The sequence below is a fragment of the Sphingobacterium sp. xlx-96 genome (assembly GCF_011007365.1).
GTDB lineage: Bacteria > Bacteroidota > Bacteroidia > Sphingobacteriales > Sphingobacteriaceae > Sphingobacterium > Sphingobacterium luzhongxinii.
Genome location: NZ_WFKM01000008.1, coordinates 84,167 through 108,252 on the forward strand (window position 1 = coordinate 84,167; position 24,086 = coordinate 108,252).

The following is a 24,086-nucleotide window of genomic DNA, read 5'->3' on the forward strand; positions in this document are numbered from 1 at the left end:
ATTTGTGACGGAGAAAAAAACCATAGCGGTTATAGGGCAGGGATATGTAGGTCTACCACTGGCTCTAGCTTTTGCAGCACATCACCCTGTGTTGGGCTACGACACTTCACTTAGTCGGGTCGTCGAGTTGAACAACGGTGAGGATCGTACTTTAGAAGCCGATGCAGTGTTGTTGAAAGAAATGTTGGCATTAGATCTCCATTCGTCTCAACAGCGAGGATATCGAGCCACATCGAACCTTTCTGATATCGCTCGGGCTCAGATTTACATCGTCACAGTGCCCACTCCTATAGATGAGTTTAATGCTCCTGATCTTCGTTTTCTTCAACAGGCTTCTCAAGAGATAGGTAGCGTTATAGAAGTTGGCGATATCGTTATTTATGAGTCTACGGTATACCCAGGCTGTACAGAAGAAGAATGTGTGCCTATTTTGGAAGAAGTCTCCAAATTAAGATTTAATGTGGACTTTTTTGTTGGTTACTCCCCAGAGCGAATTAACCCAGGAGACAAGGTCAACACCTTAGAACAGATCGTTAAAGTTACTTCCGGTTCGACGGGGGAGGCAGCTGAAACTGTGGATGCATTATATCGGAAAATAATCAAAGCGGGTACATATAAGGCTCCCTCGATCAAGGTAGCGGAAGCGGCAAAGGCGATAGAGAATGCCCAGCGAGATGTAAATATTTCTTTTGTGAATGAGTTGGCTTTGATTTTTGACCGGGTTGGGATAGATACCCACGATGTCCTGGATGCTGCGGCAACGAAGTTCAATTTTCTAAAATATAAGCCAGGCTTGGTGGGAGGACATTGTATTTCTGTGGATCCCTATTATTTAGCGCACAAGTCATCTCAACTGGGTTATCATCCCGAAGTTATTCTGTCAGGTCGACGTGTCAATAATCGTATGGCCGAATTTATTGCTTCAAAAGTTGTTAAATTGATGGCGCAAAAACATATAGCAGTCAAAGATGCTAAGGTTTTGATTTTAGGATTGACATTTAAAGAGAATTGTCCTGATATTCGTAACACGAAGGTATTGGATATCTATGAGGAGCTCCAAGAATACGGTGCCGCCCCCGTGTTATACGATCCGTGGGCAGATCCTGGAGAAGTGAGGAAGGAATATAAAGTCGAGTTAATAGCTGCTCCTCAGGGACCTTATGATGCTGTGATTCTCGCTGTTGCACACGCAGATTTTTTAAAACTGGATATTAAAAATATTTTGGCAAGCAAGTCCGTTGTTTTTGATTGTAAATCTGTTTTGGATAGATCTATCGTGGATGCTCGCCTCTAGCTCGATTGTTGACCTTAGTATTTCGACTTTTGTGGCCGCAACCTTTAATTTCTGTCATTTTATATTGATTTTTCCCTACAATTAAGATTCTTTTTCTATTTTTATTCTATTAATTGCTTTAATCGCATTACTCTACCTATTAAAAGCATTTTTGAATGGAATACGGCATAAAATATGTTGTCGGAGAAGACTTGAGGGCTGTAACAAATGATCTTGCATTAAAGAAAGACCATTACACACTATTATTTATTAAGGAGCATGGATGCAGTCTGTTCCTTAATCAAAATTTAATTGATTTTCCTCCTAACAGTTTAATATTTGTACCGTTTGGTACGCAGCTTAAGAGCAATCCCGATGAAAGTCGAGAGTTTGTCTTAATTTATTTTACAGAAGCTTTTTTTTCGCGCAGCGAATGGGATGGGACGTTTCTGCAAAATTTCTTTCGCGTATTACAAGACAGTTCGACTTACCGGGTCCTTAACGTTCCGGATAATTATTTGTTTTATTATCAGTTCGTCCGCGCACATTTGGAAATGGCCAGAAAGCAACCTCCTGAATCTATCCAGCATGTGTTGGCATTTAATATTATTAAGCAGATTTTGCTGTTGGGAGCTGTTTACATAGGGGATCGTGATAGTGCCCAACTGATGGATGAAAGTGAGGCTGTGCAAGTTGTAAATCGTTTTCAGCAACTTATTGCTGAAAATGTGAATCATGAAAAACATGTCGGTTATTATGCCGATCACCTACGAATAAGTCCTCGAAAACTTTCATTATATACCAAAGAGGTGATGAATAAAACGCCTAAGGAACTAATTACGGATGGTTTGATTCGTGTTGCTAAGCGTTTGTTGGCAAACTCAAAGTTAAGTATTAAGCAGATTGCGTGGCAGCTCGGGTATGTGGACGAGAATAATTTTAGTACACTTTTTTCAAAAGAAGCAGGAGTCAGTCCCAAAAAATACCGAAGTGACTGGAAAAAGTAGCAAGGCAGCTCTAATTTTATGATATATGTCACAGTAAGTAAAATAATGGGTTGAAAATTCTTTTTACTCTAATTTTAGCTTTATTTTTATGAAAAGGGACTACGCTATGAAAACTTTATCCATTCTATTATTGCTCGTAGGAATAGCTTTTGGGGGAGCTTATGGGCAAACGAATGTAAGACTTAATATTGTGCTTAATCATGTACAGAATTTGACTATTCATCCGGATCAAAATGAAGTGACCTTGACATATAACGATCTCCAAGATTATAAAAGAGGGGTGGAGGTTGTTAAGAACGCGCATCTTACGGTATTTAGTACTGGAGCTTATGAAGTTAAAGTAAAGCTGGCCAATGAAGAGTTTCTTAAATTGGGAGGTCAACCTACAGATCGATTACACATGCCGAATATAAAAGTAAAGGCAAGCCCTGTTGTTGGAGACCAGCAGGTCAGTTTGACGACCGGAGAACTTTCTGCTGGAGGGAGTAAGATTATCTCTTCCGATAGGCCCGCATTTGACGCGATCTATAATGTGACTTATCAAGGGCCGGGCGGAGAAGAGCTCATCCGATATGCTGAAAAAAATAAAACGATTATTTTTACCAACGATATTCTGTATAGTATAGAGACTCGATAAGGCGATATCGGGCTATTCCTGTAGCGCCTCAGCTACATTCTGTAGCGCAAAAACTACAAATAAAAACTACTGCATTTTTTCATATTTTTTGCGCCTAAAATCATACTTTGTGGCCTTTTTCGGTGATTACCTTTGTTCTGTTCTCAATGAGATAGAACAGGAAAATAACAGAAAATATATCTATAAAGAATATGAAAAAAGTAGTTTTAGCGTTAGCAGTAGCTTTCGCAGCAGTAGTAGGAACACAGGCACAAACAGCATCTTCTAGTTCTGTAAAAGTAAAAGTAAATGTAGAGTTGAACCCTTTTCAATCGATCGAAATAGGTGCGGGTGGTACCAATTCAGGGGGATACGGCGATGAGGTAACCTTAGTATATAATACGGCTGATGATTACAAGAGCGGTGTTTCTAAAGTTGTTGAAAAGCAATTAAAAGTATCTTCTGTAGGGTCTGGTTATAAGGTGCAGGCCACATTAGGATTCAACAGTGGCAACTCCGGCAAATTTAATAAACTTCAGGGTGGTGGTGTAGAAAATATCGATGCTGCTCAGTTACTAGAAATTGCGATAGGTAAATCAGGATCTGTGAGTGGTCTTACTACAGGAACTACAGCCACAGCAGGTATGGAGTTTGGGGGCTTCAGTAGCACTAGTACTGGCGAGTCATCTGTTTTGGATCAAGAGCTAGATGTTAAGTACTTTGGTAAAAAGCTAGACGAGGGGATGTTGAGAACACTTTTTGGAGACCAAAAAGACCAGGCAAAATATACCATTGATGTAGTTTATACGATTGCAACAAATTAATTTGACCGTCGTTATAAGGTCATATCAAAGGCAAGTGCGTTAACACTTGCCTTTTTTTATAGCGCTGTCAGAAATTTTTATTAATTTTCCGTTCAAAATCTACTTCCTATGCGATACTACCTATTTGTTTTCTTAGTTAACATCTTAATGTTTGCGATGGGTTATGCCCAGACAGGGCTTACTGTTGGTCCCCCACGCGTCTACTTTATTGCAGATGGAGGGCAAACACAGACACAGTATGTAGACGTCACTAACCCCAGCAAAGATTATGCATTGGATCTCGCTATCTCTTTCGAGGATTGGTCTTATTCTCCTACAGGAGATAATGTTCTTAGCCCCAAAGGTAGCTTGATAACCAGCTGTGCGAATTGGCTCTCGGTATCTGAACCATTTTTCGCATTGCAGCCGGGAGAGACGAAGCGACTACAGCTACAGATGCAAGTTCCTCAGGACAAAAAGTCTAGTGATGCCGTACCTGTGCATACGACGATGTTGTTTGTCACACAGTTGAATCCCCGGGTGAGCGAAGAGCGTGAAGGGGCTAATATTCGCTTGGCAGTCCGTTCAGGTATTAAGGTTTACCAACGTTTTAACGGAAGAGCTCAAACCGACATTGAGATTACGAATATGGCGTATCATTCGGTAGATAGTATTGGGCAATATCTTGAGCTGAGTTTTGATACCAAGGGGAATACATGGACAGAAGGTCAGTTGCGTATTGAGTTTTTGAATCAAGATACCGGCGAACGTTTTAAGATTGATGATATTCATATCTATAGTTTGCCGGGAGATCAGCGCAAGCAATATGTATTGCTTCCCGTAGAATTGAAGTCTGGTAATTATTTGGCAACGGGCATGTTGTTTTACGGAGAGGATAACGACGTGAAGGTTGCAGAGCTTGAGTTTGATTATGTTTCAAAACAGTAGGTTATATATTGTTATTTTTCTTAGTCTTATTTCCATCCCATGGGGTAGGGCTCAAGTAAAATTCACGGTCTGGTCGGACAGCTATGTGGAGGTTTCTTCCTATTTAGGCAAGAGCACCGGATCTCGTTTTAATACCTTTCAGTTTGAAGTAGGTAGTCAGTATGGTAATCTAAATATTCCTAACTGGTCACTCTCGGTACGTTTGTTGGCCCCGATACAACCTGTATCGGGAGGACCTAATCGTATCGGAAAGCCCTTCCCTGCAGATAAGATCAGTCTTCGATGGACAGAGGATGATAACCAGTCATTTTTAAATCTGAGCGGTATAGGAGCTAGTCGGAATGATATATTTTTGGCGAATAGTGGGGAAGTCTTTTTGATCGAAAAGTCTGTTCAGCCATTGCGTGGACGTAATAATCAAAACACTTTAGCTAGATTATTTGGAATGTTAACGATTGTACAAGGCAAATACCTGGAAGATTTTGTGAGTAGTGTTAACGAATGGACACATATCGAGTATGATATTCCATTGCAGTTTACCTTGTATGAACCGAATGGTAGGGTTATAGGCTATCAATATGTTACTTACAAGCTTCATATCAGGCCACGTCTTACGGATGGAAATGCGGTCGATGTCGAGCCAGATTATAGTTTGCAGATAGATGCAGCTGCCATGGATGCTTCATTACAGTTTTTTACGCGTGAACATTATGCGGATGGGGTGCAGTTTCAAGTAGATAATGCTATCCGTATTAATGCCAATACAGATTACGAATTGCGCGTCAAGTCCTTAGATCCTGAGATTAATAGGGATTTAGGAGGAGCTCTTCCCTTGTCAGTTCTTTCCTTACAGGTGGTACCGACGGCAGATCCAGGAAATACAATCACCAACCCTAAAATAGAGTTGTCTACAACAGAGCAGGTCGTATATTCGGGACGCTCTACAGACAAAAAGGTGATTCGTTATTTTAATTTACAATATGAAGCCCATTTGACACGATCACAGGTTCTTACAGCTCGTCCGGGGAATTATACGGTTTCACTTCTTTATCTGTTAATGCCAAAATAGCGAAGATGAATTCTCACCGAAAGCCTATTCTTCTGAATTTGCAGCTGTCTATCGTTTTGTTGTTGCTATCGTTTTTTTTCGTGCAGAAGGGCTCTGCACAGGGAAAAGTAGACTTAACCTGGACTATTGCGCCGAGCTTGGCTTTACAACCGGGGGTTAATAATTTAGATATAGAGATTGAGAATACGGGAAGCGTTGTTTTTAAAGGTTATGTCTCGTTAGAATTACCTTCAGATTTGACCAGCCTTAGTTCTGCGCGGGTAGCTGTTGAGATTGATGCAGGCAAGAAGCGGTTTATGTCCCTTAAATTACGCTCAGAAACATTAAGCTTGCTGAAAGGGAAAAGATTTCGTGTGCTTCTTTCTGATAACAGCAAACAAGAGCTGTTGAGCAAGTATATTTTACTAGAAGTTCCCTATAGGCGCTCCGTACAGCTTCAAGATAATTCAAGTATTCAATATCTTCGCAATATTGGTGACTCGATACAAATGCAGTTGCGTGTCGTCAATACAGGGACTACAGATGAGCAAGTAAAAATTCTTTTTTCTTCTCCCGACCGGATAGGAAAGATTGTCTTTCAGGAGATAAATCTACAGCTTACTTCAGGAGAAGATACGCTAATAAGGCGAAGTTTCGTGATCGAGCGTTATATGATGAATCTCGCTCAGTATACTGTAAGGGTTGCTGGAATATATGATAATAATGATGTGTTTGGGAATGTTAACATACTTTACGCGAATATTGTTTCTGAACGAAATTATCAGCAAATGTTTGCTCCTGATCATCGATTTGCGGGCTATAACCCCAATTATTTAGAGTTTCGGGTTTCCAGTATTTTAGATCCACAACCATCGTATAATATTCTTTCGGAAGGATCATATCGGCTTGGGGGTGGTCGGTTAGGCTACGCTGTATCGGCCAATCATTGGGGAGGAGATAAATACTGGAATATCAACAATACTTTTCTAACCTATGAAAGACGGGGGCACGGTGTGACGGTCGGAAATATACAAGAGAGCCTTGAAGCTCCTTTTTACGGAAGAGGAGCAGCATATACTTACCAAGATACGGCTAGCGACCAGCGGTTTTCAGGAGGTTTCATTCAACGTACTCACGATTTGTTGGGATATTATGGGCCGGATAATCCTGGGTTTACGGCATTTGCCCGTGTACAGTTGGCAGATCAAGAATCTCTACAAAAGCGTTATGATGGACAGGTCTTATACGATCAAAATCGTCAGGATAGTGTGACCTCTATCCTATGGACTAATCGTTTTGATATTCTTAAAAAGAAACATGCCGAAGGGATTCGGCTAGAAGGTTTTTTGGGAGCCGGGGTACAGCAATATCATGGCTTTTATCGAAAAGACGAAACATCCATGCCGTCTATTGCCATGGGGCTTAAAATGGATCAGCAATTACGAAAGTGGAGCTTCAGTAGTGACAATTATTACAGTTCAGGATACTTCCCCGGCAATCGGCGTGGAGCGGTGCAGTTGAGTCAACGGGTCAATCGCCGTCTTCGGCATTTTGGGCTAGGGTTGGGCTATTCTTATACAGATTATAGACCTGAATATCTAAATCCCTATTATAGAACTTTTAGCAGTGGCGTATCTCGATGGGATGTGCAGTTTTCTTTCCCTTTGTCTTCTGTTGGACAGTTTAGTATTATTCCGAGCTACAACAAGGAATACGCGGATTATATGGTGTATGAGGATATCATCAAACGTACTTCACGTTCAGCACTTTTGTTGGTGAATGCCAATCTTCGTTCTAGAAACTTAAAACACAGTTTGTTTTTTACCCTTGAGGGAGGAAGCATGTCTTTAGAGAATATTTCTTCACGTAGATTTGTTTTTCGTACGGATGTATCCTATAACTATGAACGGTTTGGCGTTTTTGGAAATTATCAAAATGGACCTTTTCAGGTTTATGATATGATGAGTGCATTTATTTTAGGAAGAGAATTTGGTTCGCGCTACTTGTTGGGTATGCGTTATCAAGGAAGTTTGATGCAACGGAAGCTCCGGTGGAATACAAGTGTTAATGGGCAGATGAACCAAGGGTGGGGAAAAACACTGAGTGGTAATTTATTTGCAGAATACCAGGTAGCCAAGAAAACACATTTGCAGACTACCTTTCAATACATGTACAATGTCGGGGTAACTAACTATCGATACGACAATGCCAATCTGCAGGTCGGGGTTCGTCAACAGTTTAATAGACAGAGTTTAGAACGTGTAGCTACGAAGTCGGGAGATTTAAAGCTATTTTGTTATTACGACAATAACGGTAATGACATTTTCGATGCAGGTGATGAAAGAGCTTCTGATTACGGTTTTATGGTACGTAATATTCTTTTTGTGACGGATAAAAAGGGAGAGGCTTCTTTCAAGAAAATGCCGTATGGTAGCTATATGTTGTTTTTTCCATTGAAGAATCAATACCAAGGAGGTTCACGATCCGTTGATATAGACGCGAAAAGTATGCGGATAGAAGTAGCTTTGCAGAAAGTAGGAAGCGTATATGGGCGACTGTTGTTAGATTATGATCCCGCATTACAGCTTCCGATTGACACTCGTTTGAGTATATATACAATAAGTGCACGTAATGAACAGGGAAGGGTTTTTACTGCAACCAGCGATGCGAAAGGTTTTTTCGAGTTGCATCTGCCTGAAGGGACCTATACTGTATATCCAGATGTTTCCAAATTTCAACAGCACGTATATTTAGAAGATTCGGCTTCCGCTATCCGGATTGATCCTGGCAGGAGCGTAGATCTTGGTACTTTTCGTTTGAAGGTAAAAGCTAAGAAAATAGATGTAAAGCGGTTTAGCATTAAAAAATAGCTTTTTTAGGAATTAAACACCTTTGAAGATCTGTTGGATATATAAGTTCATTTTTTTAGAAAGAAAATTTTTTTAGAAAGAAAATTTGTCTACATTCGTTTTAAGGCTTGCGCCCATGCAAACCGTAGACTATCTATGATTTATGAAGTGTTATTGACCTTAGGTATAATCCTTTTGGGATTTATGGTGTACATGCAGTATGTGAAAACTGGGAAAATGTATCTTTTTCAGGATGCTGTCAATGTACGACTCTCCGCTTGTTATTCTGACGAAGAAGTTTATCAGGATACAGCGCGTTCTTTGGTAAAGTTGCGTTTGGAATTATTGTCATTATCGCCCCACTACAGATGTATTTGTGTTGAGGAAATCGGCTTTTTAAAAAAAGATAACATACGTTTTAAGCAGTTCTCTCCTTTGTGTTTTACAGATTCAGCCCATGATAGAAGAGCTCGGGAGCTTTTTCTTTTAGTAGATACCGGACTTGTTCCTGAAATCAGACTGAATGGCCTGGAACTTTATATTAATGGGTATTTAGAATGCGCAGAGCAAAGTAAACACGCTATTTTTCAGAAGTTTATAGTTTTCGAACGTCCGGCAATTCCAGATAGTGAAGAGGAAAAGTATCTTGCCTGATCGTCTCTGGTGCGGTAAAGCTAAATTATCTACGTAGTTTTGTGATTGATTACCATTATAGTGGAGCCATGATTATACGTAAAAAGGAAAATTGGTTTAGGATGCTTTTTGTCTGGCACGGTTCAGTATTGCCCCAGTTATTGCCTCGCTTATCATTGCTATTTATCCTATCTATTGGCGTAGTATATTTTCACGGAACCTTATTTTCTTACAAAGTACCGCTTAATCCAGTACCTTTTACGTTATTTGGTTTTGTTCTTGCTTTATTTTTGGGATTTCGCAACAATGTGAGCTACGATCGTTTTTGGGAAGGGAGGAAGCTTTGGGGAAGCCTATTGAATGTCTCTCGGTCATTAACCCGGCAATCTTTGACCTTAGTCAGAGAAGTAGATTTGACGGATGTTCAGCTCTTTGTTTATCTGATAGGGGCCTTTATTGTAGCCCTAAAGCATCAGTTGCGCGCTACAGACCCGAGTAGCGATTTAAAGTCACGTCTATCTGCATCGGATTATAATCTTGTTATGGGCTCAAAGTATAAGCCGGCAGTTGTTTTAAGTCTTATGGCTCGTTGGGTTCAACGGGCAAAGGAAAACAATCGTATTGATTCGATCCAACAAGCTCGATTTGATGAAAATCTAGATAAACTGTCTGATATTTTGGGGGGGTGTGAGCGTATATCCTCCACGCCAATACCTTACAGTTATAAGGTTCTATTACACCGTACAGTTTATATTTATTGTTTGTTACTACCATTTGGGTTGGTGGATAGCTTGAGTTGGTTTACGCCGTTCATTGTTGTCTTTATTGCTTATACCTTTGTGGCTTTTGAGGCCATCGCCGATGAGATCGAAGAACCATTTGGTCAGGAAGCCAATGATCTTGGGTTGAATAGTATGAGTCTCATGATGGAAGAGACCATTCGCGAACTTATCGGTGAATCCGTTACTAGCCCAGAAGAGGGAGTTAGCAAGGTCGTCAAAATAGTGGATTAGGATATTTTGGTACATCGCTGCTTTGGTTCTTCTCACGAAAATGCCGATGAAGTTTGCCGTTGGTACCTCCTTATTTATCATTGCTGCTAAATCGCTACTCGGTTTTATAGGCGATCTGCAAGGTGACGAAATTATCGATTGGGATTTACTCCTGATGTTTACGATACTTTCAATCCTGGGTGTTTTTATAGGGATCTACCTGTCTAAGAAGATCGAGGGAAAACGACTGAGCGTTGCTTTTAGATGGTTTTTTTTGCTGATGGGGATCTATATTTTGATTAGAGAATTATTTTTAAAACAGGAGGGAGTGCAGCTAGAGGCACAATTTTATACCCGCAATTAAAAAGTAGAAGATATGTTTTTTCAACATGTATACGATAAAAGTTTAGCTCAAGCGAGTTACTTTATCGGTTGTCAGGCCAAGAACGAAGCTATCGTCATCGATGCACAGCGCGATATAGATGTGTATTTGCATATTGCTAAACAAAACAATATGAAGATCACGCATGTCGCTGAAACACACATTCATGCGGATTTTTTGAGTGGATCCAGGGAGTTGTCTGCGGCTACTGGAGCCGAACTCTATTTGTCTGATGAAGGAGGCTCCGAATGGCAGTACGAATTTGTACATCACGGATTGCGGCACGGAAACATCATTCGTGTTGGCAATCTGAGTTTAGAGGTGTTATATACGCCTGGACATACACCCGAGAGCATTAGCTTTCTATTGACAGATCACCCTGCCAGTGAAAGTCCTGTGATGGTGTTTACGGGAGATTTTGTATTTGTAGGTGATGTAGGTAGACCTGATCTATTGGAAAAGGCCGCAGGGATGGTCGGGACTCAGGAAAAAGGAGCTCGACAATTGTACCAATCTATTCAACGATTTGCTCAGCTCCCAGAGTATGTGCAGGTTTGGCCAGGTCATGGAGCCGGTTCAGCCTGTGGCAAGGCGTTGGGGGCAGTCCCGAGCACTACCATTGGGTATGAGAAGATTCGGAACTGGGCATTTCAGTATTCTCAAGATGAGCAGGGATTTATTACAAGCCTGTTAGATGGACAGCCAGAACCACCGACCTACTTTGCCATGATGAAACATCTTAATAAAGTCGATAGACCATTACTTGTCGAGGTTCCGCAGCACCCGAAACTAACAAGAGATCAGTTTCTGGAAGCGTATTCAAAAGGCCTAACTGTGATCGATACCCGTAATAAAGTGGATTTTGCAAAGGGATTTATACCGAATAGCCTAAATATACAGGCGAACAATTCATTTGCGACTTGGTGCGGTTGGTTATTGGATTATCAACAACAGTTTATACTGATAGCGGAGGATCATCAGATGGAGGATCTCACACGAAAACTGATGCGTATAGGGCTAGATAATATGTTCGGTTATATTTCCAGTGTCAATGATTTGACGATAGATCTGGAGCAGGAGACAATTATTGACATGGAGGAATTTAGATCCTATATCGGCGATCCAAACGTACAGATTGTAGATGTGCGAGGTGCTTCCGAATATCTAGATTACCATGTAGAAGGAGCTGAAAATATTTTTGTAGGGACTTTGTCCCAAAACCTGGATAAGTTTAATAAAGATAAGCAAATTGTTATTCACTGTCAGAGCGGAGATCGGTCTACAATAGCGCAGTCATTGTTGGCAAAGTATGGGTTCAAGGATGTAAAAAACTACTCAGCAGGGATGAAAGAGTGGAGGTTGTATTTCTAGATAGACTAGAAATAAAAGGTTCTGCATCGTAAGGGCCTGTTGTCTCTAGTGAGTAAGGGTATTTATAGCAAAATTTCTTTGATGAGCTTTATGTTCTACATTTTTTTGTTGTTAAAGCAGGGAAAAAGCCGCACGTTCTTGATAAGAAGTTAATCGTGGAGCGGAGCTCTTTGGTTAAAAAATGTTAATGGAGTAGGGTTTTGGCTCGCTTCTTGTTTTTTGACGGTGTTTACAAGTATATTTTAGTATGAAGAAAAATTACATTTTTATTTTCCGTGCCGTTGCGGTTCTCTTTTTAGCTTTTACATTAGTTCGTTGTAGTGACGACAAGGAAGCTGTCAGTCCTGATGTTACCGTTATTGCAGCAGCTGATTTACCTCAACCGTCTAAAGCTACCCTTAGCGCTTATTTTGGCGAGGCTGCAGTTAAACAAGTAAAGCAGCTTTCTGTACCTAACATCTATAATTCGATATATTCTGTAACCTTGAGTTCAAAACTTGAGATTGATTTTGATAAGAGCGGAATCTGGACAGAAATTGAGGGCGAAGATGATACCGCTATTCCTACAGCGTTTATTGCGGAGGAGGTTCCGGGGATTTATGAATATCTACAGGTTAATTATGCAGATTATTATGCCGTGGAGTTAGAACGTGAACATTTCGGCTTTACGGTAGAACTTAACAATGGGGTTGATATCGTATTTGATAAAGAGCAGAAGTTTATTGGCTTGGATATGGATGATGACGACGAAGTTCGTATTCCAATTGCCGATTTACCACAGGTGGCACGTACATTCTTGATGAATCATTTTGGAGGTACTGAAGCGATAACTGTAAAAAAAGATACCGAGGATAAGAAGCTGTCTTATACTATATATCTTACGAATGGCATTAAAGTCGAGTTTGACGGTAAAGGTGACTGGACAGAGATTGAGAGCAAGCGTCAGCAAGCTATCCCAATGAGCTTGTTGCCTGCTAAGATTGCAACGTATGTTGCTAATGGATACGCACCTTATATTCTTGTTGATGTAGAGATCGATGACGACGGATCGTATTCATTAGAGTTATACAATAAAGATTCAAAGCATGATATCGAGCTGGAGTTTGATGGCAATGGCAATTTCCAAAAGGTTGATTAATGTTATCCCTACACAAAAGGAGGTATTTCAGCACCTCCTTTTGTGTAGTTACAAACCATCGCTTTATGGGGACCTTATTTCTGTTCTTTTCAATATGAGTTTCTCCGTAGGTAGGTCATCCTCTGTTCCTACAAAATAGCTTTCAAATCCAAATTTCTCTAAGAGCTTTTTTGAGGCGATATTATCCGGATCAATAATTCCAATAATATCTTGTTTTGGAAAGGATGCGCTTGCCAATGTAAGCATCTTCTTACAGATTGATATTCCATACCCCTTACCCCAATACTCTTTTTTTAGTATATATCCTATTTCCAGAATTGAAGGATCATATTTATAGCGTTCCAATTTACAGTCGCCGATAAAAACATTAGTTACGTTATGGATTTTAAAATATCCTAATTTTTCTTCTTGATGATTGATTGCTAAAATAGACTTAAACTTTGCTTGGGCTTGCTCTTCTGTTAGTGCTTTTCCCGTTATATAACGCATTAGATCGTTGTTATAAACTAGCGTTGTATAAATGCCAAAATCTGACGCGGCGTACTTTGAATAAAATATTCTGTTCTCGTTCATGATTAGCTGGTGTATCTAGGTGTACCTTATTCGTTTATGATTGGTAGGAGTCGTTTGTCGATAGGGGACAATTATAAGATCTTCAAAAGTAAACGTTGGTATGCCTCTGCAATTTTCATCATTCCTAAGTCATTTGGGTGTGCATAATCTACGGTTGAATTAATATCAAGACCGAGTTCGTGCTCGCTGACCCAATATAGGTGTTTTATTCCTTCTTTCGTTAATGTACCGTAAGTTGTTTTAGCAACCTTGGAAGAGTTTCTATATTCCTGCATAGTATGGATATTTAAGAAACCAGGCGTATTCGCCGAACTGTGAGCCGCTAGTATGATGGGGATTTCTGGGTGTTTTTTTCGAATAGTTCTCACTGCATTAGATAAAAGAGCTTCTAGATCAGAAGCAGTTCGTTCTGCTGTTAACGCTAAGTTCGGGATACAATCGAGTATAAATGCTGCTGCATTTTCCTGTGTGATCAGATCCAAAATCGGTTGCTCCAGACGACCGTTTCCCGAAAAGCCAAGGTTAATCACAGGGTTCGTAATTGAACGCCCCAATATATTGGTCCAAGCCAATCCAGGGCGTGTAGCACAAGCTCCCTGCGCGATAGAAGTCCCATATACAATAATAGGTTTCTTATTTGGACTGTTCGCGAATTTTATAGAATTACTTTTGTTACCAGCGATTTCAATCCATTGTAGACTATTGTATAAAGGTAGGTAAAGTCTGTACGTCCCGTCATTTGACTTTCCAAGATTTGCAAATACATAAGTTATCGTGTCTTTAAAGCTGTAGTTTCCAAATGCCCAACCCCAACTTTTAGAAGACTTATCCTGATAATATAAATCCACGCCGCTGACTCCTGTTGATGGCATATGAGGCATATTCAATCCACTTTCCACCTTATAACGAACATAAATGGTGTCGCTACTTGTTCGGAAATCAACATAACTACCTGCTGTGTTCGTGCCCAGTGACCATACTGGTTTTCTTACATTTCCCTTCAAACGTTCAGGAAGCCTACCGAGTGTGCTTGATTTCCTAACCTCCTCTACTCTGCCCATTACCACATCGCTTGCGATTCGGGTATACTGGGCCTGTGCGTTATTCCAAAATAGCACAAATGAGAAAATGTACAAGCAATACCTTAAAATGTAGTCTTTATTAGTTATCATCATAGTTGTAACTTAAATCAGTTTATGTCTCTGGTCCTCCAGCTGCATAGGAGGTGTTGAATAAAAATACATGTTTTTAAGTTGTTTTAGTAGATTTCATAGCAATTTAAAGAACCATAATCGATAAAATAAATGAACCAAGAAGTACCTGAAATGATACAAAAGATAGCTGAATTTAAAAGCTGCTATCGATCATTGTAAAGATCCGAAAAAAGCAAAAAAGGAACACTAACGTTCCTTTTTTGCTTTTTCCTTTTCTAGGAGCGTTTTTAGTTCATTGACTTTTTCCGGATTTGTCCGTGCCAAGTTGTTTTTTTCGCCGATATCTTGTCTTAAGTTATAAAGCTGTGGTTCCGGATTATTTCCCGTTTCGGTATCCGTTAGTTTAGAATAAGCCGGTCCATTACTTGGCGCGATATATTTCCAGTCGCCCTGAATGATAGCGAGAGTGCCCGCGTGCTCGACAAGGTGTTTGCGGCCTTTAAGGTCTTTACCCAACAAAGCGGCTGCTAAGGGCGCTGAGTCTACCGATTCTTTAGGGATCTTTTGCCCCAAAAGTTGAGCCATCGAAGCCACAAGATCGATTTGACAGTATAAAGCATCAGACACCTGATTTTTGGTCACACCTGGTCCAGAAACGATAAATGGTACACGCGTGCCTGCCTCGAAAATACTGTATTTGCCACCACGCAATTGCCCCGCAGGGGTATGTCCATTTAGTTGTGTCACTGCACCATCCACATAGCCATCATCCAGTACAGGTCCATTATCACTGCTAAAGATAACGATGGTATTATCGGCAATTCCCAACTGCTCGAGTTGATCCAGCACTTTACCTACGGTCCAGTCCAGTTGTAGTATGGCATCACCGCGGTATCCCAATCCACTTTTTCCTTTAAAATAGGTAGACGGCATGCGGGGTACATGTGGTTCATTGAGAGCAAACAACAGGAAGAAAGGGTTTTCTTTGTTTTTATAGATAAAATCTTGTGCCACATGTAAAAATGTTCCCGTTATTTCTTCATCAACCCATCTCGCTTTGTGGCCACCAGCCATATAGCCAATTCGACCTATTCCATTGACAATTGTATTGTCATGTCCCTGGCCCGGTGACGAACGCATTTTGAGCAGTTCAGGGCGTTCTTTGCCGGTAGGATCATTGCCTACTTTATTTTTATAATCGACCTGTATGGGGTCATCTTGTTCAAGTCCTAGTACATGGTGATTTTCCAGAAAAACAGTGGGCACGCGGTCTGCCGTGGCTGGAAATATAAATGAATAGTCAAAGCCCACCTCATTAGGTCCCGGTTTTACGGACTCATTCCAGTTTTTCTCCACCTGTGTGCCTAGGCCCAGGTGCCATTTACCTACAATTGCGGTGCTGTAACCTGCATTCTTAAATACTTTGGGCAATGTCGCTTTATCTGTCGGCACTATAAGCTTGGCGTCGCCGGGCAGTACACCTGTACCTTGTTGCCGCCAAGGGTATATTCCTGTCATCAGCGCGAATCGCGAGGGGGTACAGGTGGCCGAGGTGCTGTGTGCATTGGTAAAACGGGTTCCCTGCTGTGCTATACGATCCACATTGGGGGTCTTAATTTTGGTTGCACCATAGCTACTGAGATCCCCATAACCCAAGTCATCTACATAAATAAGCACTACGTTAGGTTTCTTTTGTTGTGCTGAAGCCATGAACAGACCAGCCCCACTAAAAATCAAAGCAGCAGTTAGGATTATTTTTCTCATTTCTTATTTCTTATTTCAGTTTAGGGTTTATTTACACTTTTCGTTCTTTCAAAACTAGGGTTAATTATTAAGCTATCAAATAGAGATTTGCTCATTTTTGCCGCTGTAACTTTATAACGCTTTGCACGCCACAAGGCTTCGGTCACATTGCTACCAGCTAGGCTAGACCGCTGTTGAAGACGAAAAGAGGCTGTCTTTTTGAGACAGCCCCTTTTAGCTGTAAGAATATGATCGTTGAAAATTATTTAATTTCGATATCGCCGTGTATTCCCTGATCGTTGTTAGTACCACTTACAGCACTGAGCAATGTCAGGGCGTAGGAAGCAAGTTTATGGTGTTTGGTGTCCCAATAGTGTGACTTTACAGGTTTGACCCGGATCAAAATAATATTCGGATCTTCCCGACCTTTCTCAAACCAGCCTTCGGTCACCTTATTCCAGTATCTATCCACCCGATTTTGATCATGAACAAGGTCAGCATTACCGTAAACAGTCAAAAATTTGAAATCTTTAGGAGCTGCAAAATAGAGCTGTACGGTACTACTTTTGACAATGTTATTGCATTTTGTACTGTCTTTGGAAGCGAGAAACCAAATGTAACCTCGCTTATCAACCTCTTGCACGCTCATCGGTGTGGAGTCGATAAATTCGCTTTTTAAATCTGAACTGAAAAAACAAAAGTCAATACCTTCCGCCAGTTCTTTTATCTTTGCTATTCCCTCTTTGGGATTGGAGATATGTTCTGTGCTCATAATCGCTATTTATCAGAGAACAGTGTTGCGCTCAAAAAGTTCATATGAAATTATCACCGGCATAATCTACTTCATCCTCCTATTTGCATTAATACTGATAAACATTTCATTACGTTCTTCGACAATGATTTCTATAAATCGCTCGTAGTGTTTCAGTACGTCGGATATTAGTTCGTTTTTGGTAAAAAGCTGTACGTCGTATCCCTCACGGGCATCTCCAAAGTAGGATTTTGGAAAATGGTTTTCTTCTTCACGTATGTCAGGCAGGTTGTTTTCGGAGAGCAGGTAGTCGGATACCTCACGGGCCTGATTTTTGACACCGTACACAAAGTTGTTGACCACATCGTGGTGTATCTCAATCTCGATTTGCAACGGTTCTTCAAACGTATTTATTTTGGCTTCGATGCCATTGGCCATAAACTCTTGTTTCAGTTCGTCAAAGGCCGATCTGACAGTTGTCAGTATAAACTTGTCGACGGTCTTGCTATCCTTGAAGGAGACAATCTGTTTGAGACGTTCTTTCCAAGATTCACCCGACCATGGGACGGTAGAGGCTGAGAAGTCCCGCTCGTAGTAGCTCCTGTCTATGGCCAGCGCTTTGACCAGACTAACGATGAATAGCAGTATGATGATAGAAAAGGGCAGCGCTGTGATCAGCGTCATACTTTGCAGTGCCTGTAGCCCCCCGGCATTCAAGAGCAAGAGAGCTAGAGTCGCTAGGAGGATTCCCCAGAATACGACCTGCCATTTGGGAGATATTTTTGCATTTTTTGTAGCAATACCATTCATTACAAAAATGCCCGAATCGGCCGAGGTGACAAAGAATATAACTATGATCGATATAGCTACGAAGCTAAAGATTGTGGATAGCGGTAGGTATTCGAAGAAACGGAACATCAGCGCATCAGGATCTGCTGCGAGCTTACTAAGGGCACCATCGGCTATGTGAAGGTCAATCCACATGGCGCTATTGCCAAAGACGGACATCCAGATAAAGTTGAATAGGGTCGGTAGGATCAGTACAGCAGCAATAAACTCGCGTATGGTACGTCCCTTGGATATCTTGGCGATAAATAGTCCGACGTAGGGAGACCAGGAGATCCACCAAGCCCAATATAAGATGGTCCAGTTATAAAACCAAGGTAACGTATCTTGTTCGTAGACGTGCGTCCCGAAAGTCAGGTTAAAAAAATTATTAAAATAGTTGCCCAATCCCTCGGTGAAGCTTCCAATGAGGTATACCGTAGGGCCCAACAAGAGTACTGCCAATAGGAGCAGGATTACGCCTGCTACGTTCACATTACTCAATATCCGTACCCCCTTGTCAACACCGGTTACGGCCGAGAAAATGGCTAATGATACAAGTATGGCAACAATGATGAGCTGATATAAAAAACTATTTTCTGGTATGATGCCCAAAGTCTGTAGTCCAGAGCTGATCTGTACGACACCAAAGCCCAAGGTGGTTGTGATTCCGAAAAAGGTACTGCACAAAGCGAATACATCAATAGCATTGCCCCAGCGGCCGCTGATCTTGTCCTTCAGCAATGGGTAAAATCCACTACGTAGTGATAGTGGCAAACGGTAGCGGTGAGCAAAGTAGCCCAGAGATAACCCGACCATACCATATATAGCCCAAGCATGTATGCCCCAGTGAAAGAAGGTATACAGTTGAGCGTTTTTGGCCCTATTGATTAGTGTATTGCCATCAAAGACAGGATCTGAATAATGCTGCATAGGTTCGGCAACGCTAAAATACATCAGGCCAATTCCCATTCCTGCAGAAAAAAGCATGGATACCCAGGAGAAGAAAGAGTACTGAGGCTTGCTGTCATTGCTACCGAGCTTGATGTTGCCATATTTGCTGAACATCAGGTATACCAGAAAGATGACGAATATCGTCACGGCCCATACATATACCCAGTTGAGGTTGACAAAGATGAAAGATTTGACGGTATGGAGCAGATTCTGGGTGAGTAAAGGGAAGGTTGCGGAAAGTATACATATGCCCAGTATGAAAATCAGGCTAGGAAGTGTGACCCCTTTACTGAGCGTAGTTCTTATTTTGGGAAATTTAATCATCATGTGTGTTGAAACATAAACAGATGATACCCTGCTTTTGTTTCAGGAGGAGACTTTCTTTTTTTAACTATGTTCACAATAATTTCCTGCTCCAGGATTTCGATAGTAGACCAAAGGCGTGCGCTATTATTACAGATTAACGGCCTACAAAGGGATGAAATGAGAAATTATCCAGTTGGCGCACTGGGGCAAAGGTAAGAAAAAGAATGCGCTTTTTCGATTCTACAATCTTATCCGATCAGTTGTAGACGTTTTCATTCGTTTCTTAACCATATTTTCGACTGGTTGCGCTGCGTGTGCCTTCGAGATAATCTCGTCGATAAGCGTATTAAAATCGGCCTTCGAAAAAGGTTTCAGTTTATTGAAATGCCCGTCTATGCGATGGTTGATATCCTGCTTGACGCTATCCAGCTCCCGGACGGAGGCGATGATGACTATTTTTTCCGAGGTATCAATATCGCAGAGGAAGCTATCGATATGATATTTGCCCGACCCACTGGTAAGGATTAAAATATCCGCCTCACTTGCTCCAGTTAGTATACTGTTGGTCTGTATACGTTTCAGTATTGGATTAGCATCGATATATTCCGATAGCTTTTGGTTGTCATAAGGGTGTAGTTGCCACCCAAAGCAGTTGTAGAAATCCTTTTTAGGGAACGATCGCAAGGGGAGGCACTTCGGCGTTTTTTTGTCCGCAGGATCCATACGGCAATACAGATGTTTGTCTACAAAATCATTGGGCATATCCATTGTGCTGGTTGCCGCTTGTTTAAACTGGTTTAGTTTTGCATTAGCATTACGATCGATATTCGAACCTTCTTTCAAAAGGCTATCCTGTACTTTTCTAAACCAAGATTTGAATTTCTGGGCAATGTTTCTCATGTTATATTTGGTATCTTTAGGCTTATTGTCCTTATTTTGAGGAATCAAGCTCGGCTAAGGTAAAAAATTTATTTTTACCTTTCAATTTTTTTTGCAGCAATTGTACAAGTTAGTATTGTAATTTCGGTCTGTTTGTGGATCTATTGGCCTTTTTTTGCGGGTTATTCTTAATTTCTTAAGACGTAAATTCAGTCAGTAGGAATGTAACAAAATCAAAAACATTGTTGGCAAAAAAGAACCGGCCTGAACTCGTATAGTCCAGGCCGGCATCTCAACTGTCGTAAGACGGGATTATCTTTTTTAAAAGGCGTATCGTAATCCCAGTTGTATTTGATAAGGGCTACCTGAATAACCTTTTGCACCTACGGAGTTAACGTTGTATACAAACTCCTGCTTGGCCGCGTCAAAGGAATTGACCTTGTATAAGGTCTGGTTGCCCAATGAGTGGTTGATTCCCCATTCTTTATTCAACAAGTTGCCTAGGTTGAATATTTCGGCAGAAACTTCTATTCCATGAGATTTGTAAAATTTGAAGTTGCGCGCGACACGGAGATCTACCGTGCCGTAGAAGCTGTTCTCGCCGGCATTGCGTTCTGCGATGCGACCTTTATATTTTGTCAATACATCTTTAAGGCTTTGGCTGGCTTCTGGATTATCCAGGATACCGTTGAAGCCCTTAGTGATGTTTTCAGGAATAGTAGCATCTGTCCAGTCAAAGATATAAGCCAGATCATTATTAGGTGTCACAAAATCACCATTTGTGTTGGCCCCGGACCGTAAGGTATAGCGTGTGCCTCCCAGCCCTGTGTAGCGTACGCCTACCTGTACGCCATAAAATGTCGGTAATGTACCGTATGTAACCACCTTATGGCGGAACTGGTTGTCCGAATAGGTGATCATACTAAGATTTCTAGGGTCATCCACTACCGGTTGGACGAGTGTTGCGGTATTAGCTACATTTCCATTAAAAGAAGTATTGTCTTTGGTGTCATTCCACGTGTAACTAGCGGTGATGGTACCATCTTTAAAATAGTTGTATGTTGCGTCCAATACCACGGCATATTGGTTAATTTTGCCGATACTTGTCAGCTCCAGCACACGTCCCAATTTAGTGGATTTGCGTGCATCTTTCCAGTCAGGTTGCCCTGTCTTATTATCAATACGGTCTGCGGGTACGAATACACCACGATTGGCTTCGTTTGCCAGACGGAAGTAGGGCTGGTCCACCATGTTCCGCTCTATGTATGTATAGTTGTTGCGTCCTAAAGTCATAAATCCGGTGATACCGACTTTTAACCGATCGGTTACGAATTTGCTGTAATTGATATTTGCTTTGTAAACCGTAGGCACCTTCACGTCATCGCCCGTATAGTTTATTGTCGGCAGTTGATACTGGGCCAATGAAGGGATCGCATTTTGATCCTGTCTGTATGCATAAAAATCCGGCGTAGGCACATCGGCTCCGCGTACATCTACCGTCGCTAGGTTAGACCCATCGAATGTTAGGTTGTTGATCACCATGTAGTTATTCAGATCCGAGGCAAAGATACCTGCACCTAGACGTAGAAAATCTGTCTGATTTTCGTTAATATCCCAGGAGAACTGAAGTCTTGGCTGCACGATGAATGAACTTATTTTATTATCGGTACGTATACCTAGTTCGTCAAAAACCAGTTGATTGAAGGTCGCTTTTGGATACGATGCATAGTCCAAACGTACACCTGCCGTCATTTCCAGTCCGGCCATTAGGTTCTTTTTCATTTGCCCGTATAGACCAATATTTGCAATAGTTCCTTTAACCGAAATATCATCTTTCAAAGGTACCTCGCGGTAGTAGCGGTAAGGTTTTAGGTTTTCAAAGTTATCCAGCGAACCTATAGCTGGTGTTGTCGCTGTTTTGGCGGTGGTGGTGAAGTGAAACCGTCCATTAACTTCCGAGCCATAGATCGAGTTAGAGTAGGTCGTCATCAGGTCGGCACCAAATGTATACTTTGCAAAGTCTGTATCGTAGTAGAGGTTGTTCGATACTTGAAATACATGATTGCGGAAACTTTCCTGTGCAAAACGATGCCCTCCCAGCTGTATATTGGTAGCCAGCGATTTGCCGTTGATATCCGAAGCTACGTTTTCGACTATAGCTCTTGGGATATAGTTTTTACCGATCAAGTCACTTTGGGTACTATTCTGATAGACATAGAGATACTGCGCCTTTAGCTCGTTGGTGACGCGAGGAGATATTGATGTCCGTAATGTCGTTAATAAGCTGTTGTCAAAATTTTTGTCATTTCCATAAGACTCTAGGATATTGATACTGGTATTATCGCCCAGCCCCATTGGGTTGTAGTCATAGGTGAGGTTGTTGCGTAGTGTCAATAAGTTCTTTTCGTTGAGTTGGTAGTCCAGTCGTAAGAATACCGCGTCAGACGTTCTCTTTTTCCCGATAGCCCCTGTCTGCGGTTGCTCAGAAACACCATATTTATTGCGCGCTATACCCAGATAGCGATCGAGCGTAGTCGCACTGATTTTATAAAGCTCCTCGTTGGATGTAGAGCGTACATCAGCGATCAATAGAGAGCGGTTGTCCTGCTGCCTGTCCCACACCACAAAATAGTGAAGCTTGTCCTTAATAATCGGTCCGCCCAAAGAAAATCCAAATTGGTAGGTTGAATAGTCTCCGATACGTTTGTTGCCTCTGATATCATAATTGCTGGTCAACCAATCGGCGCGTCCAAATCCAAATACCGACCCCGTCAGCGTATTGGTACCAGCCTTAGTTGCAGCCGATATGGTGCCACCGCCGCTACGACCAAAGGTCACATCGTATTGGTTGGTCACGACTTTAAATTCGCGCACTGCTTCCATAGAGATGGAGTAAGGAGCGCCGCTTCTGCTGGTGGTTGACCCAGCAGATGTAGGGTTTTTTGCATTCATACCATCGATGGTAAAGTTGGTCGACGATCCCAGTTGCCCCGATATACTTCCTCCACTTGAAAGAGGAGATAGATCGGTTAGCGATGTAAAGTTACGTCCGTTGACCGGTAGTGAGCGAATGTCTTTGGACGAAAATGCCGTTGCTGCACCCAGGTAGTCTTTTGTGTTTTGCAAGGCATTGGCCTTAACCTCTACGACGTCCAGCATGCGGGAGCTAGAGATAAGGGCTACATTTACCAGTGCCACATCGCCCTGGTTAAGCTGTACGCCAGCTGCCGATCCTTCGCCTTTGTCAAGTGATTTTACAATGACGATGTAAGGCCCGCCGAGGGGTAATTGTTTGATATCGTATACCCCACGTTCGTTGGTAACAGTAGTTGTGGTAAATCCGGTGGCGCTGTGGCGTACACGGACTGTGGCATTGCTTACCGTTTCGCCATTTTCATCAGTGACGCGTCCGTTGATAGAGGCTTGTGTCCCTTGGGCATTCGCCTGCAAGTGAAAGAGCAACGTAACTGTCGTCAGGAGAAAGTACAGCGGTTGCTTGTAAAGTTGATGTAGATGTTTTAGCATATAATCTAATTTGAGTCGAGACAAACTTAGGAGTCTCATGTTAAGAGAATGCGTGTGGATAGCTAATAAGTTGTTATGGTTTGGTTAACCCGATATTAAGCATATTCTACCTGCCGGATTTCTTATTGCGTCCGATAATGCTAAAAAAAGATTTCGTTGTTACATAGATTTCCAACTTATGCTTTTTTTCAACAGCTACTAGATATGATACTCAAATAATTGGATAAAATAGTTAACTTGCACCTGATTTATAAACCATTCAGCAAAAAGTAAACCTGAAGATAACTTTGAGGTAACATACAATTAATACAATTTA

Annotated in this window: 19 protein-coding genes; 12 read left to right on the top strand and 7 right to left on the bottom strand. The window is 41.5% G+C overall.

Annotated features, from left to right (window positions below):
- Positions 1–4 precede the first annotated feature (4 nt).
- The 12 genes from G7B20_RS11810 (at position 5) to G7B20_RS11865 (ending at position 13,060) form a co-directional block, all read left to right on the top strand.
- The gene (locus tag G7B20_RS11810) at positions 5–1,294 is read left to right on the top strand and encodes a nucleotide sugar dehydrogenase (protein ID WP_164111527.1); all 1,290 of its coding nucleotides are present in this window, start codon (positions 5–7) and stop codon (positions 1,292–1,294) included.
- A gap of 155 nt (positions 1,295–1,449) precedes the next feature.
- Positions 1,450–2,280, top strand: a complete 831-nt coding sequence (locus tag G7B20_RS11815; protein ID WP_164111530.1) for a helix-turn-helix domain-containing protein — start codon at positions 1,450–1,452, stop codon at positions 2,278–2,280.
- Between the two features lie 106 nt (positions 2,281–2,386).
- Complete coding sequence (locus G7B20_RS11820) at positions 2,387–2,917, top strand: hypothetical protein (RefSeq protein ID WP_164111532.1); 531 nt, start codon at positions 2,387–2,389, stop codon at positions 2,915–2,917.
- Between the two features lie 191 nt (positions 2,918–3,108).
- Entirely contained in the window at positions 3,109–3,720 is a 612-nt protein-coding gene (locus G7B20_RS11825; RefSeq protein ID WP_164111534.1) for a hypothetical protein, read from the top strand.
- Between the two features lie 108 nt (positions 3,721–3,828).
- On the top strand, positions 3,829–4,647 hold the full coding sequence (locus G7B20_RS11830) for a molecular chaperone (RefSeq protein WP_240452884.1): 819 nt from the start codon (positions 3,829–3,831) through the stop codon (positions 4,645–4,647).
- Positions 4,631–5,716: a hypothetical protein gene (locus tag G7B20_RS11835; protein ID WP_164111536.1), complete on the top strand. Its 1,086-nt coding sequence runs from the start codon at positions 4,631–4,633 to the stop codon at positions 5,714–5,716. Before G7B20_RS11830 ends, G7B20_RS11835 begins: the two co-directional genes overlap by 17 nt.
- Before the next feature lie 5 nt (positions 5,717–5,721).
- Entirely contained in the window at positions 5,722–8,565 is a 2,844-nt protein-coding gene (locus G7B20_RS11840) for a carboxypeptidase-like regulatory domain-containing protein (RefSeq protein WP_164111538.1), read from the top strand.
- A 135-nt stretch (positions 8,566–8,700) separates the two neighbouring features.
- Positions 8,701–9,198, top strand: coding sequence for a hypothetical protein (locus G7B20_RS11845; RefSeq protein ID WP_164111540.1), 498 nt, complete (start codon positions 8,701–8,703; stop codon positions 9,196–9,198).
- A gap of 68 nt (positions 9,199–9,266) precedes the next feature.
- Positions 9,267–10,190: a bestrophin family protein gene (locus G7B20_RS11850; protein ID WP_164111542.1), complete on the top strand. Its 924-nt coding sequence runs from the start codon at positions 9,267–9,269 to the stop codon at positions 10,188–10,190.
- Between the two features lie 22 nt (positions 10,191–10,212).
- Positions 10,213–10,533, top strand: coding sequence for a sulfite exporter TauE/SafE family protein (locus G7B20_RS11855; protein WP_370626389.1), 321 nt, complete (start codon positions 10,213–10,215; stop codon positions 10,531–10,533).
- 12 nt (positions 10,534–10,545) lie between these two features.
- Positions 10,546–11,922 (top strand): MBL fold metallo-hydrolase, encoded by a 1,377-nt coding sequence (locus tag G7B20_RS11860; protein WP_164111547.1) that lies wholly within the window; start codon positions 10,546–10,548, stop codon positions 11,920–11,922.
- Between the two features lie 247 nt (positions 11,923–12,169).
- The gene (locus G7B20_RS11865) at positions 12,170–13,060 is read left to right on the top strand and encodes a PepSY-like domain-containing protein (RefSeq protein WP_164111549.1); all 891 of its coding nucleotides are present in this window, start codon (positions 12,170–12,172) and stop codon (positions 13,058–13,060) included.
- A 63-nt stretch (positions 13,061–13,123) separates the two neighbouring features.
- On the opposite strand, the gene G7B20_RS11870 is transcribed toward G7B20_RS11865, so the two are convergent.
- The 7 genes from G7B20_RS11870 to G7B20_RS11900 all read right to left on the bottom strand — a co-directional run bounded on the left by G7B20_RS11870 (position 13,124) and on the right by G7B20_RS11900 (position 23,770).
- Positions 13,124–13,633: a GNAT family N-acetyltransferase gene (locus tag G7B20_RS11870; RefSeq protein ID WP_164111551.1), complete on the bottom strand. Its 510-nt coding sequence runs from the start codon at positions 13,631–13,633 to the stop codon at positions 13,124–13,126.
- A 71-nt stretch (positions 13,634–13,704) separates the two neighbouring features.
- Positions 13,705–14,808 (bottom strand): SGNH/GDSL hydrolase family protein, encoded by a 1,104-nt coding sequence (locus tag G7B20_RS11875; protein WP_164111552.1) that lies wholly within the window; start codon positions 14,806–14,808, stop codon positions 13,705–13,707.
- A 225-nt stretch (positions 14,809–15,033) separates the two neighbouring features.
- A complete protein-coding gene (locus G7B20_RS11880; protein ID WP_164111554.1) occupies positions 15,034–16,551 on the bottom strand; it encodes a sulfatase family protein in 1,518 nt (505 codons plus the stop codon).
- Between the two features lie 241 nt (positions 16,552–16,792).
- Positions 16,793–17,302: a pyridoxamine 5'-phosphate oxidase family protein gene (locus G7B20_RS11885; protein WP_164111557.1), complete on the bottom strand. Its 510-nt coding sequence runs from the start codon at positions 17,300–17,302 to the stop codon at positions 16,793–16,795.
- Between the two features lie 66 nt (positions 17,303–17,368).
- Positions 17,369–19,387, bottom strand: a complete 2,019-nt coding sequence (locus G7B20_RS11890; RefSeq protein WP_205600261.1) for a BCCT family transporter — start codon at positions 19,385–19,387, stop codon at positions 17,369–17,371.
- Positions 19,388–19,606: 219 nt separating this feature from the next.
- Entirely contained in the window at positions 19,607–20,266 is a 660-nt protein-coding gene (locus G7B20_RS11895) for a hypothetical protein (protein WP_164111560.1), read from the bottom strand.
- Between the two features lie 300 nt (positions 20,267–20,566).
- Positions 20,567–23,770 carry a TonB-dependent receptor gene (locus tag G7B20_RS11900; protein ID WP_164111562.1) on the bottom strand — a complete coding sequence of 1,068 codons (3,204 nt, stop codon included), beginning with the start codon at positions 23,768–23,770 and terminating at the stop codon, positions 20,567–20,569.
- Positions 23,771–24,086 lie beyond the last annotated feature (316 nt).

Bases quoted from the DNA above. Each gene is read 5' to 3' on its own strand.
- G7B20_RS11815 (WP_164111530.1), top strand. From the start codon at position 1,450: ATGGAATACGGCATAAAATATGTTGTCGGAGAAGACTTGAGGGCTGTA.
- G7B20_RS11820 (WP_164111532.1), top strand. From the start codon at position 2,387: ATGAAAACTTTATCCATTCTATTATTGCTCGTAGGAATAGCTTTTGGG.
- G7B20_RS11825 (WP_164111534.1), top strand. From the start codon at position 3,109: ATGAAAAAAGTAGTTTTAGCGTTAGCAGTAGCTTTCGCAGCAGTAGTA.
- G7B20_RS11830 (WP_240452884.1), top strand. From the start codon at position 3,829: ATGCGATACTACCTATTTGTTTTCTTAGTTAACATCTTAATGTTTGCG.
- G7B20_RS11835 (WP_164111536.1), top strand. From the start codon at position 4,631: ATGTTTCAAAACAGTAGGTTATATATTGTTATTTTTCTTAGTCTTATT.
- G7B20_RS11840 (WP_164111538.1), top strand. From the start codon at position 5,722: ATGAATTCTCACCGAAAGCCTATTCTTCTGAATTTGCAGCTGTCTATC.
- G7B20_RS11845 (WP_164111540.1), top strand. From the start codon at position 8,701: ATGATTTATGAAGTGTTATTGACCTTAGGTATAATCCTTTTGGGATTT.
- G7B20_RS11850 (WP_164111542.1), top strand. From the start codon at position 9,267: ATGATTATACGTAAAAAGGAAAATTGGTTTAGGATGCTTTTTGTCTGG.
- G7B20_RS11860 (WP_164111547.1), top strand. From the start codon at position 10,546: ATGTTTTTTCAACATGTATACGATAAAAGTTTAGCTCAAGCGAGTTAC.
- G7B20_RS11865 (WP_164111549.1), top strand. From the start codon at position 12,170: ATGAAGAAAAATTACATTTTTATTTTCCGTGCCGTTGCGGTTCTCTTT.
- G7B20_RS11870 (WP_164111551.1), bottom strand. From the start codon at position 13,633: ATGAACGAGAACAGAATATTTTATTCAAAGTACGCCGCGTCAGATTTT.
- G7B20_RS11875 (WP_164111552.1), bottom strand. From the start codon at position 14,808: ATGATGATAACTAATAAAGACTACATTTTAAGGTATTGCTTGTACATT.
- G7B20_RS11880 (WP_164111554.1), bottom strand. From the start codon at position 16,551: ATGAGAAAAATAATCCTAACTGCTGCTTTGATTTTTAGTGGGGCTGGT.
- G7B20_RS11885 (WP_164111557.1), bottom strand. From the start codon at position 17,302: ATGAGCACAGAACATATCTCCAATCCCAAAGAGGGAATAGCAAAGATA.
- G7B20_RS11890 (WP_205600261.1), bottom strand. From the start codon at position 19,387: ATGATGATTAAATTTCCCAAAATAAGAACTACGCTCAGTAAAGGGGTC.
- G7B20_RS11895 (WP_164111560.1), bottom strand. From the start codon at position 20,266: ATGAGAAACATTGCCCAGAAATTCAAATCTTGGTTTAGAAAAGTACAG.
- G7B20_RS11900 (WP_164111562.1), bottom strand. From the start codon at position 23,770: ATGCTAAAACATCTACATCAACTTTACAAGCAACCGCTGTACTTTCTC.